The sequence below is a fragment of the Crossiella cryophila genome (assembly GCF_014204915.1).
GTDB classification, from domain to species: Bacteria; Actinomycetota; Actinomycetes; order Mycobacteriales; family Pseudonocardiaceae; genus Crossiella; species Crossiella cryophila.
The window spans coordinates 4,142,081-4,155,382 of sequence record NZ_JACHMH010000001.1; the positions used below are offsets into that span (position 1 = coordinate 4,142,081).

The 13,302-nt window shown below is 71.3% G+C and carries 18 protein-coding genes and 2 riboswitches; of the genes, 16 read left to right on the plus strand and 2 right to left on the minus strand.

Features of this window, described 5'->3' with window-relative positions; all coding sequences use genetic code 11:
* Position 1: 1 nt before the first annotated feature.
* Positions 2-613 carry a class I SAM-dependent methyltransferase gene (locus HNR67_RS18495; protein WP_185003498.1) on the plus strand — a complete coding sequence of 204 codons (612 nt, stop codon included), beginning with the start codon at positions 2-4 and terminating at the stop codon, positions 611-613.
* A 231-nt stretch (positions 614-844) separates the two neighbouring features.
* Here HNR67_RS18495 and HNR67_RS18500 read toward each other — a convergent pair whose 3' ends face one another.
* A complete protein-coding gene (locus HNR67_RS18500; RefSeq protein WP_185003499.1) occupies positions 845-1,654 on the minus strand; it encodes an alpha/beta hydrolase family protein in 810 nt (269 codons plus the stop codon).
* A 115-nt stretch (positions 1,655-1,769) separates the two neighbouring features.
* Between HNR67_RS18500 and HNR67_RS18505 the strand changes: the two genes are divergently transcribed.
* Positions 1,770-2,042: a hypothetical protein gene (locus HNR67_RS18505; protein WP_185003500.1), complete on the plus strand. Its 273-nt coding sequence runs from the start codon at positions 1,770-1,772 to the stop codon at positions 2,040-2,042.
* Positions 2,043-2,075: 33 nt separating this feature from the next.
* The gene (gene glmS / locus HNR67_RS18510) at positions 2,076-3,893 is read left to right on the plus strand and encodes a glutamine--fructose-6-phosphate transaminase (isomerizing) (RefSeq protein WP_185003501.1); all 1,818 of its coding nucleotides are present in this window, start codon (positions 2,076-2,078) and stop codon (positions 3,891-3,893) included.
* Between the two features lie 54 nt (positions 3,894-3,947).
* Here glmS and HNR67_RS18515 read toward each other — a convergent pair whose 3' ends face one another.
* A complete protein-coding gene (locus HNR67_RS18515; RefSeq protein ID WP_185003502.1) occupies positions 3,948-4,346 on the minus strand; it encodes a hypothetical protein in 399 nt (132 codons plus the stop codon).
* Between the two features lie 136 nt (positions 4,347-4,482).
* Here HNR67_RS18515 and HNR67_RS18520 point away from each other — a divergent pair, with 136 nt between their 5' ends.
* From HNR67_RS18520 to HNR67_RS18580, 13 genes are all read left to right on the plus strand, one after another.
* Positions 4,483-5,196 carry a DUF6319 family protein gene (locus tag HNR67_RS18520; protein WP_185003503.1) on the plus strand — a complete coding sequence of 238 codons (714 nt, stop codon included), beginning with the start codon at positions 4,483-4,485 and terminating at the stop codon, positions 5,194-5,196.
* A 315-nt stretch (positions 5,197-5,511) separates the two neighbouring features.
* Positions 5,512-5,739 (plus strand): hypothetical protein, encoded by a 228-nt coding sequence (locus HNR67_RS18525; protein WP_185003504.1) that lies wholly within the window; start codon positions 5,512-5,514, stop codon positions 5,737-5,739.
* Positions 5,740-5,850: 111 nt separating this feature from the next.
* Complete coding sequence (locus HNR67_RS18530; protein ID WP_185003505.1) at positions 5,851-6,477, plus strand: CDP-alcohol phosphatidyltransferase family protein; 627 nt, start codon at positions 5,851-5,853, stop codon at positions 6,475-6,477.
* Positions 6,470-7,360, plus strand: a complete 891-nt coding sequence (locus HNR67_RS18535) for a DUF881 domain-containing protein (RefSeq protein ID WP_185003506.1) — start codon at positions 6,470-6,472, stop codon at positions 7,358-7,360. The genes HNR67_RS18530 and HNR67_RS18535 overlap by 8 nt, the downstream gene beginning before the upstream one ends.
* A complete protein-coding gene (locus HNR67_RS18540; protein WP_185003507.1) occupies positions 7,357-7,689 on the plus strand; it encodes a small basic family protein in 333 nt (110 codons plus the stop codon). Before HNR67_RS18535 ends, HNR67_RS18540 begins: the two co-directional genes overlap by 4 nt.
* A 1-nt stretch (position 7,690) precedes the next feature.
* Positions 7,691-8,428, plus strand: coding sequence for a DUF881 domain-containing protein (locus HNR67_RS18545; protein ID WP_185003508.1), 738 nt, complete (start codon positions 7,691-7,693; stop codon positions 8,426-8,428).
* A 46-nt stretch (positions 8,429-8,474) separates the two neighbouring features.
* Positions 8,475-8,861: a glycine cleavage system protein GcvH gene (gene gcvH / locus HNR67_RS18550; protein WP_185003509.1), complete on the plus strand. Its 387-nt coding sequence runs from the start codon at positions 8,475-8,477 to the stop codon at positions 8,859-8,861.
* Positions 8,862-8,977: 116 nt separating this feature from the next.
* On the plus strand, positions 8,978-9,433 hold the full coding sequence (gene garA / locus HNR67_RS18555; RefSeq protein WP_185003510.1) for a glycogen accumulation regulator GarA: 456 nt from the start codon (positions 8,978-8,980) through the stop codon (positions 9,431-9,433).
* Positions 9,430-10,158, plus strand: a complete 729-nt coding sequence (ftsR, locus tag HNR67_RS18560; protein WP_185003511.1) for a transcriptional regulator FtsR — start codon at positions 9,430-9,432, stop codon at positions 10,156-10,158. Before garA ends, ftsR begins: the two co-directional genes overlap by 4 nt.
* Before the next feature lie 162 nt (positions 10,159-10,320).
* On the plus strand, positions 10,321-10,794 hold the full coding sequence (locus HNR67_RS18565; RefSeq protein WP_086781012.1) for a bifunctional nuclease family protein: 474 nt from the start codon (positions 10,321-10,323) through the stop codon (positions 10,792-10,794).
* A gap of 406 nt (positions 10,795-11,200) precedes the next feature.
* On the plus strand, positions 11,201-11,767 hold the full coding sequence (locus HNR67_RS18570) for a MerR family transcriptional regulator (RefSeq protein ID WP_185003512.1): 567 nt from the start codon (positions 11,201-11,203) through the stop codon (positions 11,765-11,767).
* A 131-nt stretch (positions 11,768-11,898) separates the two neighbouring features.
* Positions 11,899-12,630 (plus strand): hypothetical protein, encoded by a 732-nt coding sequence (locus HNR67_RS18575; RefSeq protein WP_185003513.1) that lies wholly within the window; start codon positions 11,899-11,901, stop codon positions 12,628-12,630.
* Positions 12,631-12,749: 119 nt separating this feature from the next.
* Complete coding sequence (locus HNR67_RS18580; protein ID WP_185003514.1) at positions 12,750-13,013, plus strand: hypothetical protein; 264 nt, start codon at positions 12,750-12,752, stop codon at positions 13,011-13,013.
* Positions 13,014-13,094: 81 nt separating this feature from the next.
* Positions 13,095-13,194, plus strand: a riboswitch (glycine riboswitch).
* A gap of 6 nt (positions 13,195-13,200) precedes the next feature.
* Positions 13,201-13,289, plus strand: a riboswitch (glycine riboswitch).
* The last annotated feature ends 13 nt before the right edge of the window (positions 13,290-13,302 follow it).

The window sequence follows — 13,302 nt, forward strand, 5'->3', positions numbered from 1 at the left end:
CATGGACGAGACCTACTGGGACACCCTGTACCGGACCCGCGACCAGGTGTGGAGCGGCGCGCCCAACGGCGTGCTGGTCGTCGAGATCACCGGCCTCCCGCCGGGCCGGGCCCTGGAAGTCGGCTGCGGTGAGGGCGCCGATGCGATCTGGCTGGCCGAACAGGGCTGGCGGGTGACCGCCGCCGACATCTCCCAGGAAGCGCTGACCAGGGCGGACGCCGAGGCCAAGGCACGCGAGGTGACGCTGACCCTGCTGCACTCCGACATCCCGGCCACCCCGCCGCCGGTGGCCGCCTTCGACCTGGTCGCGCTGAGCTACTTCCCGCTGCACCGGTCCCTGGGACCGGCCAGTCTGCGCGCGCTGGCCGAGGCGGTGGCGCCCGGCGGGACGCTGCTGGTGGTCAGCCACGACCTGACCGAGGGGCACGACCACCGGGGGCACGACGGCACGGAGTTCAGGATGGCCGACTTCTACGCGCCGACCGACTTCGCCGATCAGCTCGGCGCGGGCTGGACCACGCTGGTCGACGAGACCCGGCCGCGGGTGAGTCCGGCGCCGCCGGGCACACCGCACACCCACGACACGGTCTTCCGCGCCCAACGGCACGGCTGAGGCGACCGGGGAGGCGCGGGGGCGCTGACGCTCGGGCCGATGAGCGGTGCTGATGGGCCCGGGTTGGTGAGTGGGTGCTGACGCTCGGGCCGGCGAGTGGTGCTGGCCGGCCCGGGTTGGCGGGTGGGCGCTGACACTCGGGCCCGCGCGCGGGAGCTGCTCGGCTTGGGCTGGTGGACGGGCGGGCGGAGGTCGGCTCTGGCTGGCGAGCGGCGCGGGCTGCTCGGCCGGTCAGGCCATCAGGTCGGCCAGCGCGCGCAGCACCTCGGGCCAGGCCGCCGAGTCCGGGTCGATCACGCCGTAGTGGCCCTCGCCGGGGAGTTCGCGCAGTTCGGTGGGGTCGCCTGCGGCCACCGCCGCGGCCGCGTAGGAGCGGCTGACCTCCGGTGGCACCCACGGGTCGGCCAGGCCCTGCAGCAGGATGCCGCGGACGCCGGTCGGGACCAGGCGGGTGGGGTCGGCGGCGGCGTAGTGCTCCCAGTGTGAGTCCGGGTGGCCGCCGAGCAGGCCGGCCACCGCGCCGTCGCCGAGCTGCTCCTCGTTGGCCAGCACCAGGTCCAGCACCCCGGCCAGGGACAGCACGCCGCGCAGGGTGGGGCGCCGTGGGAGGTGCCAGGGGTTGTGTGCTGGGAGGCGGTGGCGGCTGGCCGACCACATGGCGAGCTGGCCGCCCGCGGAATGGCCGAGCAGAACCACCCGATCGGGATCGGCCGACGCGCCGAGCAGGCCGGGCAGGGCGTCCAGCGCGGCCGCCACATCGTCCAGGGTGCCGGGCCAGCCGCCCTCGGGCTGGCCGACCCGGTGGTACTCGATGGTGGCCACCAGATAGCCCTCGTCGGCCAGGGCCGCGCACATCGGGCCGGTGTGCGTGCGGTCGTACTCGGCGCGCCAGAAACCGCCGTGCACCACCACGATCACCGGGTGCGGGCCCTCGGCGACCGGGTATCTGACATCGATCACCCGGTCCGGTCCTTCGCCGTACCGCAGCACGCGGTCAGGGGCGGGTGCCGGGCGGGTCAGCACGTCACGCGAGTCGGCCACGCGGCGACGCTAACACCGCCGGACGGGGCAGTATGGGAGGCTGGCTTGCCCGAATTCGGGCAGGAAAGTTGCTCAGCCGGACCGCGGCGGGGCAGGCTCTGGGCTGGAGGTACCTGTGGGCGCGCCGCCGTTGCCGGACGATCTCGTACGGCACGTGGTCGCGAGCACGGGGCTGCCACCCGCGGTCGCGGCGCGGGTGGTCAGCGATGTCATGGGCTACTTCGCCGAACCGGTCGAGGACTACGTCCGGCGGCGGCACCGGGAACTGAAACGGCGCAACCGGCGCAACGACGACATCTGGGCGATCGTGGCGGCGGAACTGGCCGGACGGCCGGTGGCCGCGCCCGCGCTGTCCGCGCGGCAGCTGCGCCGGATCGTCTACGGCTAGCCGGATCATCCACTGAGCAGGGAGAAACAGCGTATGTGCGGACTTGTCGGTTATGTCGGACACCGGGACGCGGCCGAGGTGCTCCTGGAGGGCCTGCACCGGCTGGAGTACCGCGGCTACGACTCGACCGGGCTGGCCGTGCTGAGCAAGGGCAGGCTCAAGACCGTCAAGGCCGCCGTGCGCGTGGCCGAACTGCGTGAACTGGTGCCGGACAAGCTGGTCGGCGGGATCGGCATCGCGCACACCCGCTGGGCCACCCACGGTGAGCCCACCGACGCCAACGCGCACCCGCACCTGGACCCCACCGGCCGGATCTCCCTGGTGCACAACGGGATCATCGAGAACGCCGAGGTGCTGCGGGCCAAGCTGAGCGCCGAGGGCGCCGAGTTCACCTCCGAGACCGACACCGAGGTGCTGGCCCACCTGGTCGCGCGCAGCTCGGCGCAGCGCCTGGAGGACGCCGTGCGCGAGGCCCTCTCCGAGGTCGAGGGCACCTACGGGATCGTGGTGCTGGACACCCGGTTCCCGCAGGAACTGGTGGTCGCGCGGCAGGGCAGCCCGGTGGTGCTGGGCATCGGCAACGACGAGATGTTCATCGCCTCCGACGTCGCCGCGCTGGTCCGCTACACCCAGCAGGTGGTCTACCTCGACGACGGCGAACTCGCCACCGTGCGCGCCGGGGAGTACGTGACCAGCAGGCTGGACCGCTCCGCGGTGGCCAAGACGCCGACCACCCTCGCGATGAGCGTGGAGGACTACGACCGCGGCGGGCACGAGACCTTCCTGCACAAGGAGATCCACGAGCAGCCGGCCGCACTCGACCGCGCCCTGCGCGGCCGCCTCGACGAGCGCTTCAGCACCGCCCGCCTCGGCGGGGTCGGCCTGGACGCGCGCGAGGTGCGCTCGATCCGCCGGGTGAAGTTCCTGGGCAGCGGATCCTCCTACTACGCGGGCCAGATCGGCGCGACCCTGGTCGAGGAACTCGCCCGGATCCCCGCCGACGCCGAACCGTCCTCGGAGTTCCGCTACCGCAACCCGGTGATCGACCCCGACACCCTCTACATCGCGGTCAGCCAGTCCGGCGAGACCGCCGACACCCTGGCCGCGGTGGCCGAACTCAAGCGCAAGGGCGGTCGCCTGCTCGGCGTGGTCAACGTGGTCGGCAGCGCCATCGCCAGGGAATGCGGCAGCGGGCTGTTCCTGCACGCCGGACCCGAGGTCTCGGTGGCCGCGACCAAGTCCTTCACCAACATGGCCGCCTCCTTCGCCCTGCTCGCCCTGCACCTGGGCCGGGTCCGCGACCTCAGCCTGGCCGACGGCCGCCGCCTGGTCGACGGGCTGCGCAGGCTGCCGGACCAGCTCGGCGAGATCCTCGCCGCCGAGGAGGCGATCCGCGCGGTCGCGCACAAGTACGCCGACGCCCGGCACATGTTCTTCGTCGGCCGGGTGCGCGGCTACCCGGTGGCCCGCGAGGGCGCGCAGAAGCTCAAGGAGATCTCCTACATCCACGCCGAGGCATACCAGTCGGCCGAGCTGAAGCACGGACCCCTGGCGCTGATCAACCCGGAGATGCCCTCGGTGGTGGTCATCCCGGCGGATGAGACCTTCGGCAAGAACCTGGCCACCATCGAGGAGATCAAGGCCCGCGGCGGCCCCGTCATCGCGGTGACCAACACCGAACTGCCCGCCGGACTGGCCGACGACGTGCTGTTCGTGCCGCGCAACGAGGTCCAGCTCGACCCGGTGCTGCTCGGCATCCCGCTGCAGCTCTTCGCCCACCACATCGCGGAGAAGCTCGGCAGGGACATCGACCGCCCGCGCAACCTGGCCAAGAGCCTCACCGTGGAGTGAGCCCGCCGCGGTACCGGGCGGTGTCGATCACCGACACCGCCCGCCCTCGGTCGTTCAGCCGGGGACGCCCGCGGCGGCAGGCTCCGGGACCGGCGCGGGCGCCGGGGCCTCGGGGCGGGCGCCGAAGCGGTCCACCGTCCACCGGATCACGTTGTCCTTCAGCTCCACCCGCAGCACCACCGGCTCCGCGGACTCGCCCAGCCGGGCCAGCTGCTGCACCAGGTGCCTGCGCAGTTCGTCGACCACGGCGAAGGGCAGCGCGGCGGTCAGGGTGCGGGTCAGGCTGGAGCCGTCCGGGGCGGTGGCGGCCAGATCGGCGCGGAGGGTGACTTCGCCGGGCGCGTCCTTGCCGACCGGGTAGCCGCCGAGGGCGTACACGCTCAGGCCGACCACCTGAGCGGCCCTGACCAGGTTGCCGTCGACATCGGCCAGCCACAGGTTCTGCTGCGTCATACCCCGATCATGCCCGCTGGCGGCCCGATTCGGTGCCTCGGACCCTCCCGATATGTTTTGTCAGGGGTGTGCGGCAAGCTTTCTTCCGCTGACCAAGATCATCAAGATCACGCCCCTGCAAGGAGAAGAGTTGTCGATGCCCCAGGTGTTGTCGGAGCAGGATCTGGACCATGTCCGCGGTGAACTCACCGAGGGTCGCCTCCCGATCGTGTGGTTCACCTCCTCGGCGGTTGGCGTCGAGGAAGGTCGTTCCGGCAAGGTGCTGGCCCTGGGTGATGAGTCGGAGGGCGACTTCATCCAGGTCCGGCCGACCGGGTCGATGGACGTGCTGTCCTTCTCACCGAGCGAAGTCACCATCACGAAGCCGTCCCGCAAACGGACGGTGACCCCAACCGAGGAGGTTCCCGTGACCACGGCAGAGGCCGAGTCCCCCAACGAGGCGCCGGCGTCCCCAGCGCCCTCGCCCGCGGCCGAGTCGTCGGCTCCGGCCGCCCCCGCGGCCGAGTCCGCCCCGTCCGTCCCCGCCGAGAAGCCCGCGGAGAAGCCGAAGCCGGCCAAGCCCGCGGCCAAGAAGGCCCCGGCCGCCGGGGCCGCTGAGCTGACGGTCACCCTCACCGCCACCGCCGACGGCGAGTGGACCGTCGAGGTCGTCAGCGGCAAGAAGAAGGTCAAGCCCGCACCGGTGGCCGCGGCCAACGTGGCGAACCTGGCCGCCGAGCTGCCGGAGGAGGCGGCCGAGGCCGTCCAGTCCGTCATCGACGCCGCCAGGGAACGGCACCGTCAGCGCGTCGAGCAGCTGCAGGCCGAGCTGGCCGCCGCCCAGCAGGCACTGGAGGAGCTGGCCGGCTGAGGCCGCTCAACCGTTCGTCGACGGAGCCGCGCGCCCAGCGTGCGGCTCCGTCGCCGTTGGACCAGACGGCCCTCAAAGGGCGCGCACCGCTCTGACCTGTTACTTCTTGTTTCGGGCCGGAAACTTCCGGTCGATAGAACATCAAGGCTTTAGCCGGGACGAAGTCTTGGTTGCCCTTCACCGACGCCGTGGCGCCGGTCACCGCTACCCACCGGGAATCAGGCCTAAACCTGTCGCGTGCACCACATCATTGGTTCATCGCCGCTAACGCTCAACCGCGGCGAGCCGAACTACCTGATGGAGGTGCCGCCCACCATGAGCGCACAGACGGTCTTCGCGACCATCGACACCCCGGCGAGTACGACCCGCCTGTCCAGCCTGCCCACCGCGCCGTGCAGCGTGGTGTGGAGCGGTGGACACGCGTTCGTCCTGGAGCAGGGCTTCGGCCGCTCCCGCTGGGCCGGCGTCGATGACCGCGGCCGTGCGCAGTTGCTGACGAATGCGGATCTGCAGCGTCAGGGGTGGAGCACCCGCCGCGACTGAGTCGCGGCGCCCTCGCCACCCGTCTGATCCCCTCGGGCCACCCCACATCGACCCCGAACCGGTGTGGCACCCTGAGCAGCGCGGATCAGACGGGTGGCTGGAGGGGAACGAGTGAGCAGCACCAGGCAGGAACCGGCACAGGCCGAGCTGCCGGACCGGGTGTGGACCGTTCCGAACATCCTGAGCTTCCTCCGGCTCGCCGGAGTCCCGCTGTTCCTGTGGCTGTTGCTGGGCCCGAAAGCGGACATCCTCGCGCTGATCGTGCTGGTCGTCGCCGGTCTCAGTGACTGGCTGGACGGCAAGCTGGCCCGCTGGCTCAACCAGTCCAGCCGCCTCGGCGCCCTGCTCGACCCGGCGGCCGACCGGCTCTACATCCTGGCCACCCTGATCGCCTTCCTGCTCCGCGACATCGTGCCGTGGTGGGTGGTCGCGGTGCTGGTCGGCCGGGAGATCGTGCTCGGCATCGCGGTGCTGGTGCTGCGCCGCCTCGGCTACGGGCCGTTCGAGGTGCACTACGTCGGCAAGGCCGCGACCTTCTGCCTGATGTACGCCTTCCCGCTGCTGCTGCTCACCGACGGCACCTACACCGGCGCCGAGTGGTTCCGGCCGCTGGCCTACGCCTTCACCATCTGGGGCAGCGCGATGTACGTCTGGGCCGCGGTGCTCTACCTGATCCAGCTCGGCGGCGCGCTGCGTGCGGGCGCCCCGCCCCGGCTCGCGCAGGCCGCCGGTGGCTGACCCGAAACCCGCTGAGCTGGGGATCCTCGGTCAGCTGCTCGGCGACCACCTCGACGCGGGCTACGACGAGGCGCACCAGCGGCGTGGCGGCGAACCGCCGAAACGACGCAGCCACAAGGCATGGCTGGTCGGCGGCGCGCTGCTGGCCGGGCTGCTGATGGGCGTGGCCGCCTCCGACGCCGGTCAGCGCGCCCCGGACGCCGACCAGGCCCGGCGCAGCCTGGCCGATGACGTGCAGGCAGCCAGGGCCAACACCGAGGAGCTGAGCCGCCGCGCCGCCGAACTCGCCCAGTCCCTCGACCAGGCCCGCGGCCGCGCCCTCGACGGCGACGAGGCGGGCCGGGCCGAACTGGACCGGCTCACCGCGCTCAACCAGGCCGCCGGCGCGGTCGCGGTGCGCGGACCCGGCCTGCTGATCACCGTCCGGGACCCGATCGAGGCCCGCGGCGCGCAGAACCACCAGAACATCCTGGACCGGGACCTGCAGGTGCTGGTCAACGCGCTGTGGTCGAGTGGGGCCGAGGCGGTCGCGGTGGGCGGTGTCCGGCTGCAGCCACGGGCCACCATCCGGCAGGCCGGCGGCGCGATGCTGGTGGACAACCGCCCGATCACCCAGCCCTACGTGCTGGAGGCGATCGGCTCGCCAGCCGAGATGCGCGACGCGCTCTCCCTCACCGAGGCCAGCCGCCGCTTCCTCGGTTTCGCCGCCGACTACGGCACCGTGTTCACCGTCGAGACCCGCGACGAGCTGCGCCTGGCCGCCGCGGGCATCACCGAGGGCAGACTGGCCGCCACCGTCACCAAACCGCCGGTCTCCTCGACCACCCAGCCGCCGCCGCGTTCGACCACCCCGCCCACCAGCACCACTGGAGGAAAACGGTGATCGCCCTGTTCGCCCTGGCCGTGGGCGTCCTGCTCGGCCTGTGGCTGGACCCCACGGTGCCCGAATGGGCTCAGCCCTACCTGCCGATCGCGGTGGTCGCCGCGCTGGACGCGCTCTTCGGCGGCATCCGGGCCCGGCTGGACGGCAAGTTCGACGCCAAGGTCTTCGTGGTCTCCTTCGTCTCCAACGTCGTCATCGCCGCGCTGATCGTGTGGCTGGGTGACGAGCTGGGCGTGGGCGCGCAACTGTCCACCGCGGTCGTGGTGGTCTTCGGCATCCGGATCTTCGGCAACGCCGCGGCGATCCGGCGACACCTGTTCAAGGCCTGAGATGGCCGAACCGGAATCGCCGAAACGCGTCGGCGCCAAACATCGCCTGGTCCGGATCAGGGACAACCGCTGGGTCACCGGATCCACCATGGTGCTGCTCTGCCTGGTGCTGGGGGTGGCCCTGGTCGCCCAGGTCCGGCGCACCCAGACCGGCGAGGGCCTGGCCGAGGCCCGGCCGCAGGACCTGATCGTGCTGCTGGACGGCCTGCAGACCAAGGAGGCCGCGCTGCGCAAGGAGATCGCCGAGTCCGAGGCCACCCTGCGCAGGCTGCAGGAGGGCGGCACCGCCTCGGCCGCGGCCCTGGACGAGGCCCGCCGCCGGGTCACCGCGCTGGCCGTGCTCACCGGCACGGTGCCGGTGGCCGGACCCGGACTGCGGGTGGAGATCAACGACGGCACCGGCAAACTCGGGCCGGAGGTGCTGCTGGACGTCATCCAGGAACTGCGCAACGCCGGCGCCGAGGCCCTGCAGGCCGGACCGGTCCGGGTGGGCGTGGACACCGCGCTGACCGGCGCGGACGGGTTGATCCGGATCGACGGGACCACCCTGACCCTGCCCTACGTGATCACGGCCATCGGCGATCCCCCTACTCTTGCCGCGGCACTGAACATCCCCGGTGGGGTGGTGGACACAGTGGAACGCAAGGGCGGCTCGACACGCATCCAGCAACAGGAGCGCGTGGAGATCACCGCGTTGCGAGCGGAACGCAAGCAGAAATACGCTCGACCAGCCGGTTGACACAAGTTGGTCGGCGCGTCGCACCGGCACGGGAGGAGAACACTCGGTGAATGTGCCCGAGCAGTTGAAGTACACGGACGACCACGAGTGGGTGCAGGTCACCAGCGAGGGCGTGGTGCGCATCGGCATCACCGACTACGCGCAGGACGCGCTGGGTGACGTGGTGTTCGTGCAGCCGCCCGCCCTCGGCGACACGGTCAAGCCCGGCGACTCCGTCGGCGAGGTCGAGTCGACCAAGAGCGTCTCCGACATCTACGCGCCGCTGGCCGGTGAGGTCACCGCGGTCAACGAGGTCGTGGTCACCGCGCCGGAGACCATCAACACCGATCCCTACGGCGAGGGCTGGCTCTTCGAGCTGCGGCTGGACGACGCCGCGGCGCTGGAGCAGCTGCTCGACGCCGCCGCCTATGCCGAGAAGATCAGCGAAGCGTGATCTCGATCTTTCGCCGGCTCTTCGGCAAGCGCAGGAGCCGCTCAGGGAACGACGAGACCAACACGGTACGTTGGCAGGACACTTCGCATGATCCATCCGGCACGAGGAGCACTCAGGTGAGCACGCACGACGGGCCCGGCGTTCCGCCGGAGCGTCCCGCAGAGTCCACTTCGATCTTCCGCGCCGACTTCCTCTCCGAGGTCGAAGGCACCGAGACCGCGGCTCCCGAGCCCGCGATCTCCGGCGTCGACGCGCTGCCGTCGGGTTCGGCCCTGCTGGTGGTCAAGCGTGGCCCGAACGCGGGTTCGCGCTTCCTGCTCGACCGGGACACCACCAGCTCCGGCCGGCACCCCGACAGCGACATCTTCCTCGACGACGTCACGGTCTCCCGGCGGCACGCCGAGTTCCGCCGTGAGGGCGGGGAGTTCGTCGTGGTCGACGTCGGCAGCCTCAACGGCACCTACGTCAACCGGGCGCCGGTGGACACCGCGGTGCTGGCCAACGGGGACGAGGTCCAGATCGGCAAGTTCCGACTGGTCTTCCTGACCGGCCCCGGCGCACCGGCTCAGTGACGGCGGCCGGGCGGCCCCAGCGTGGTGGCCTCAGCATCGGCACGGTGCTCTCGCAGCTCCGGGCCGAGTTCCCCGAGGTGACCATCTCCAAGATCCGGTTCCTGGAATCGGAAGGCTTGGTCCGCCCGGCGCGTACCCCCTCGGGGTACCGCCAGTTCTCCCCGATCGACGTCGAACGCCTCCGCTTCGTGCTCGCCGCCCAGCGGGATCACTACCTGCCGCTGAAGGTGATCAAGGAGCAGCTGGAGGCGATCGACGACGGCGAGCTGCCCTCCGGTCCCGCCCCGCGCCCGCCGCGGACGCTGGTCGCGGTGGACGGCCTGCCCACCGCCACCGCCTTCGAGCGCGGTGGCGAGATCCGGCTGACCCGCGAGGAACTGCTGGAGAGCACCGGCATCGACGCGGCCACCCTGATCGAGCTGGAGCGCTACGGGCTGGTGCGGGCGGGCGCCGCCGGGTTCTACGACTCCGACACCGCCGCGCTGGTCCGCACCGTGCGCGCGATGACCGAGTTCGGCATCGAACCCCGGCACCTGCGCGCGTTTCGTTCCTCCGCCGACCGGGAAGTAGGGCTGGTGGAGCAAATCGCCGCACCGCTGGCCCGGCAACGCGACCGGGACGCGCGGGCGAGGGCGGATGAGGTGGTCAGGGAGCTGGCCGCGCTGTCCGTGACGCTGCACACGTTGCTGGTCAAGATCGGACTGCGGGGCGTGACCGGCGGGTGACTCCCGCGCAGGTCGCGGCCGAAACGTGATATTCGTGCCCGCGATGACATGGACTGGAGCGGGCAACCGTGTCCTGCGGCGGGTAGCGTCGGGGGAGTCGGTACGCGATCCTCGTCATGGTGGGGATGTTGCGGTCCAACGCACTGGAGGAGGCGAGTTCCGATGAGCGAGATGCGCGTCGTCGGTGTGCGGGTGGAGCTGCCCGCGAACCAGCCGATCCTGCTGCTGCGTGAAACCGAAGGTGACCGCTATCTGCCGATCTGGATCGGCTCGGTGGAGGCGACCGCGATCGCACTGGAGCAGCAGGGGGTGCGACCGTCCCGGCCGCTGACCCACGACCTGCTCAAGGACGTGATCGGGGCACTGGGGCGGCAGCTCGAACAGGTCCGGATCACCGATCTGCAGGAGGGCACCTTCTTCGCGGAGCTGGTCTTCGACGGGGATGTGCGGGTCTCGGCCCGGCCGAGTGACTCGGTGGCCCTCGCGCTGCGGGTCGGGGTGCCCATCCACGCCGAGGAGTCCGTGCTCGCCGAGGCGGGCCTGGTCATCCCGGACGAGCAGGAGGACGAGGTGGAGAAGTTCCGCGAGTTCCTCGACTCCGTCTCACCGGAGGACTTCCGCGGGGCGGACACCTAGAGACAACGCTGACTTTTGCCAGGGCCCGGCGACACCGCGTGAGCGGAGTCGCCGGGCCTTACTCATTCAGTGATCACCAACCTTCGTCCCGCACACGATCGTGCGGTCAAGCTGTGATCTTGTGGCGGTTGTGCTGGGATGCGTGGCCGCTCGTCACCGTCCGACCAGGTGACAAGGCGCGGATCGGTTCAGAAGAGTGAACCGGGCCCGAGGTCTGGGCGGGACGCGGGAGCCTTCCCCGCGCGTCGCGTTGACCCGGGGGATGGGCCGTCTTACCGTCGGTGGCGAGTCAATCGCGCCGGGGCTGATCCACTTCCCGGCCGCCTGCTCAGGACCGGCACGCCAGTCTTCGCACGGGCGTGCGGTCGCCGTTGCCGACCGGAAGGTCGGCCGAGGGGAGGCACGCGTGGTCGAGGAAGCGCCCAGCGATCGAGGCGCGCCCGAGCAGGGTGCCTTGTTCCCGGACCTGTCGTTGCCGGACGAACTGGTCGGCTACCGGGGGCCCGCCGCCTGTCAGATCGCCGGGATCACCTACCGGCAGCTCGACTACTGGGCCCGCACCGGACTGGTCTCGCCGACCATAAGGAGTGCCCACGGCTCCGGGAGCCAGCGCCTCTACTCCTTCAAGGACATCCTGGTCCTGAAGGTGGTCAAACGTCTGCTCGACACCGGTGTCTCACTGCAGAACATCCGGGTCGCGGTGGATCACCTGCGCCGCCGCGGCGTGCGCGACCTGGCCCGGATCACGCTGTTCAGCGACGGCACCACGGTGTACGAGTGCACCTCCCCCGAGGAGGTGGTGGATCTGCTGCAGGGCGGGCAGGGCGTGTTCGGGATCGCCGTCAGCGGGGCGATGCGCGAGATCAGCGGCACCATCCACGAGTTCCCGGCCGAACGCGCCGACGGCGTGGAGCTGCTGCCCGGCGAGGACGACGAACTCTCCCGCAAGCGCCGGGACCGGCAGACCGGCTGAACCCCGCCCCTGCTCCGAACGGGTCGACCGCCGGGGCAGGAAACCGCGCTCGCCCTTCTGCCGGCGCACCCGGTGCCCAACACTGACCGCGGGCCGCCGCAGGGCGGCCGTGATCAGGGGGTTCACCAGCCATGATTCGACGTGTTGTGTTGCTGCTGCTCGCGGTGCTGGCCGCGGCCTTCGGCCTGGCCGCGACCGCGGCGGCCGGTCCGGAGGGCGCCACCAGACCGATGACCCTGCGATTCGAGCAGGCGGGTTTCGTCGCCCAGGTCACCAGGGTCTGCGATCCCCGGTGTACCGACACGGTGCGCGGGGTGTTCGTCACCGCGGGCGCCCCGGAGGAGTGCTACCGCCTGGAAAGCTCGATGCGCGGGCTGTGGTTGCCGTTCACCGAACCCCAGTGCGGCCTGGACAAGAGCCGGGTCACCCAGTCCTGGCACACCTTCCCGCCCGGCTTCTACCGGATCTGCCGCGGTGTCTGGCCGGACTGCGGCCCCGAGGTGCGCACCCCGGTCTGGGACATCCACGGCAGCCCCGCCACCGCCGCCGCGCCGCTGGGTTCGATCAGCGTCAGCCACCCCGACGGCCGGGCCCAGCTCTCCGCCTCGGCGCAGACCGTGTGCAACCCGGCGTGCGTCACCACCGTCTCCGGCGTCTTCGACACCAGGGCGCCCAGGCTGAGCTGCTACTGGGCGGAGGCATTCGCCGGCACGAACTGGACCGACATCTCCCAGACCCAGTGCGGCGCCTCCCGGGAACAGGTGCGCGAGGCGTTCCGGTTCAGCACCCCCACCGCCTACCGGGTCTGCCGCCAGGGCGCACTCGGCCAGCCCGCCGACTGCGGCCCGCCAAGCAGCGGCTGACCAGCGGCGCTCCAGGTATCCGCGATCGTTACCGCCGATGACCTGAACGACCTAGTCCCCCGATCCGGAACCGGACGCATCCTCGCTGGTGCGCAAGGTATCCGGATTGGGGGAGGGCCATGGCCTTCGAACGTTCCGCCGCGGTCATCGGGGCCGTCGGCGCGGTGGTGGCGGCGGTGGTCGGGGTGTTCCTGACCAGAGCGGTGATCGAACCCGGCGGCAGCTCGCCGAGTCCGACCAGGGTGGTCAGCCAGGAACCCCTCACCACCGCCCGCACCACCGCTCGCACCAGCATCATCCGGCCGACCACCAGCACCGGCCGGCGCACCACCAGCACGACCACCCGGCGTACCACCACGACCACTACCTGTATCTGTCCATGACCACCGTTGGTGACCTGGTGTTCTTGGGCACGTCGGAAACTTCCGGTTAACTCGGGCGGGGTAACATTCGCGCGTAGTCGTGATCCCCACGCGGGAGAGCCCGGACCGGAGCCATCGGTCCGGCGCCGAAGGAGCAACTCCTCCCCGGAACCTCTCAGGCCAAGCGGACCGTGTGGGCAGACGCCTCTGGAAAGCGGTCCTCGCCGTGCGCGCGGACCCGCCGACGGTGCAAGTCCGGTCCGCCGTGGCCGGGTGAAGCTCTCAGGCGCCCGGACACCGGGTACGGACA

What these genes read in the sequence shown, in the direction of transcription:
- HNR67_RS18495 (WP_185003498.1), top strand. Translation starts at nt 2, where the DNA reads ATGGACGAGACCTACTGGGACACCCTGTACCGGACCCGCGACCAGGTG.
- glmS (WP_185003501.1), top strand. Translation starts at nt 2,076, where the DNA reads ATGTGCGGACTTGTCGGTTATGTCGGACACCGGGACGCGGCCGAGGTG.
- HNR67_RS18515 (WP_185003502.1), bottom strand. Translation starts at nt 4,346, where the DNA reads ATGACGCAGCAGAACCTGTGGCTGGCCGATGTCGACGGCAACCTGGTC.
- HNR67_RS18520 (WP_185003503.1), top strand. Translation starts at nt 4,483, where the DNA reads ATGCCCCAGGTGTTGTCGGAGCAGGATCTGGACCATGTCCGCGGTGAA.
- HNR67_RS18525 (WP_185003504.1), top strand. Translation starts at nt 5,512, where the DNA reads ATGAGCGCACAGACGGTCTTCGCGACCATCGACACCCCGGCGAGTACG.
- HNR67_RS18545 (WP_185003508.1), top strand. Translation starts at nt 7,691, where the DNA reads ATGGCCGAACCGGAATCGCCGAAACGCGTCGGCGCCAAACATCGCCTG.
- HNR67_RS18565 (WP_086781012.1), top strand. Translation starts at nt 10,321, where the DNA reads ATGAGCGAGATGCGCGTCGTCGGTGTGCGGGTGGAGCTGCCCGCGAAC.
- HNR67_RS18575 (WP_185003513.1), top strand. Translation starts at nt 11,899, where the DNA reads ATGATTCGACGTGTTGTGTTGCTGCTGCTCGCGGTGCTGGCCGCGGCC.
- HNR67_RS18580 (WP_185003514.1), top strand. Translation starts at nt 12,750, where the DNA reads ATGGCCTTCGAACGTTCCGCCGCGGTCATCGGGGCCGTCGGCGCGGTG.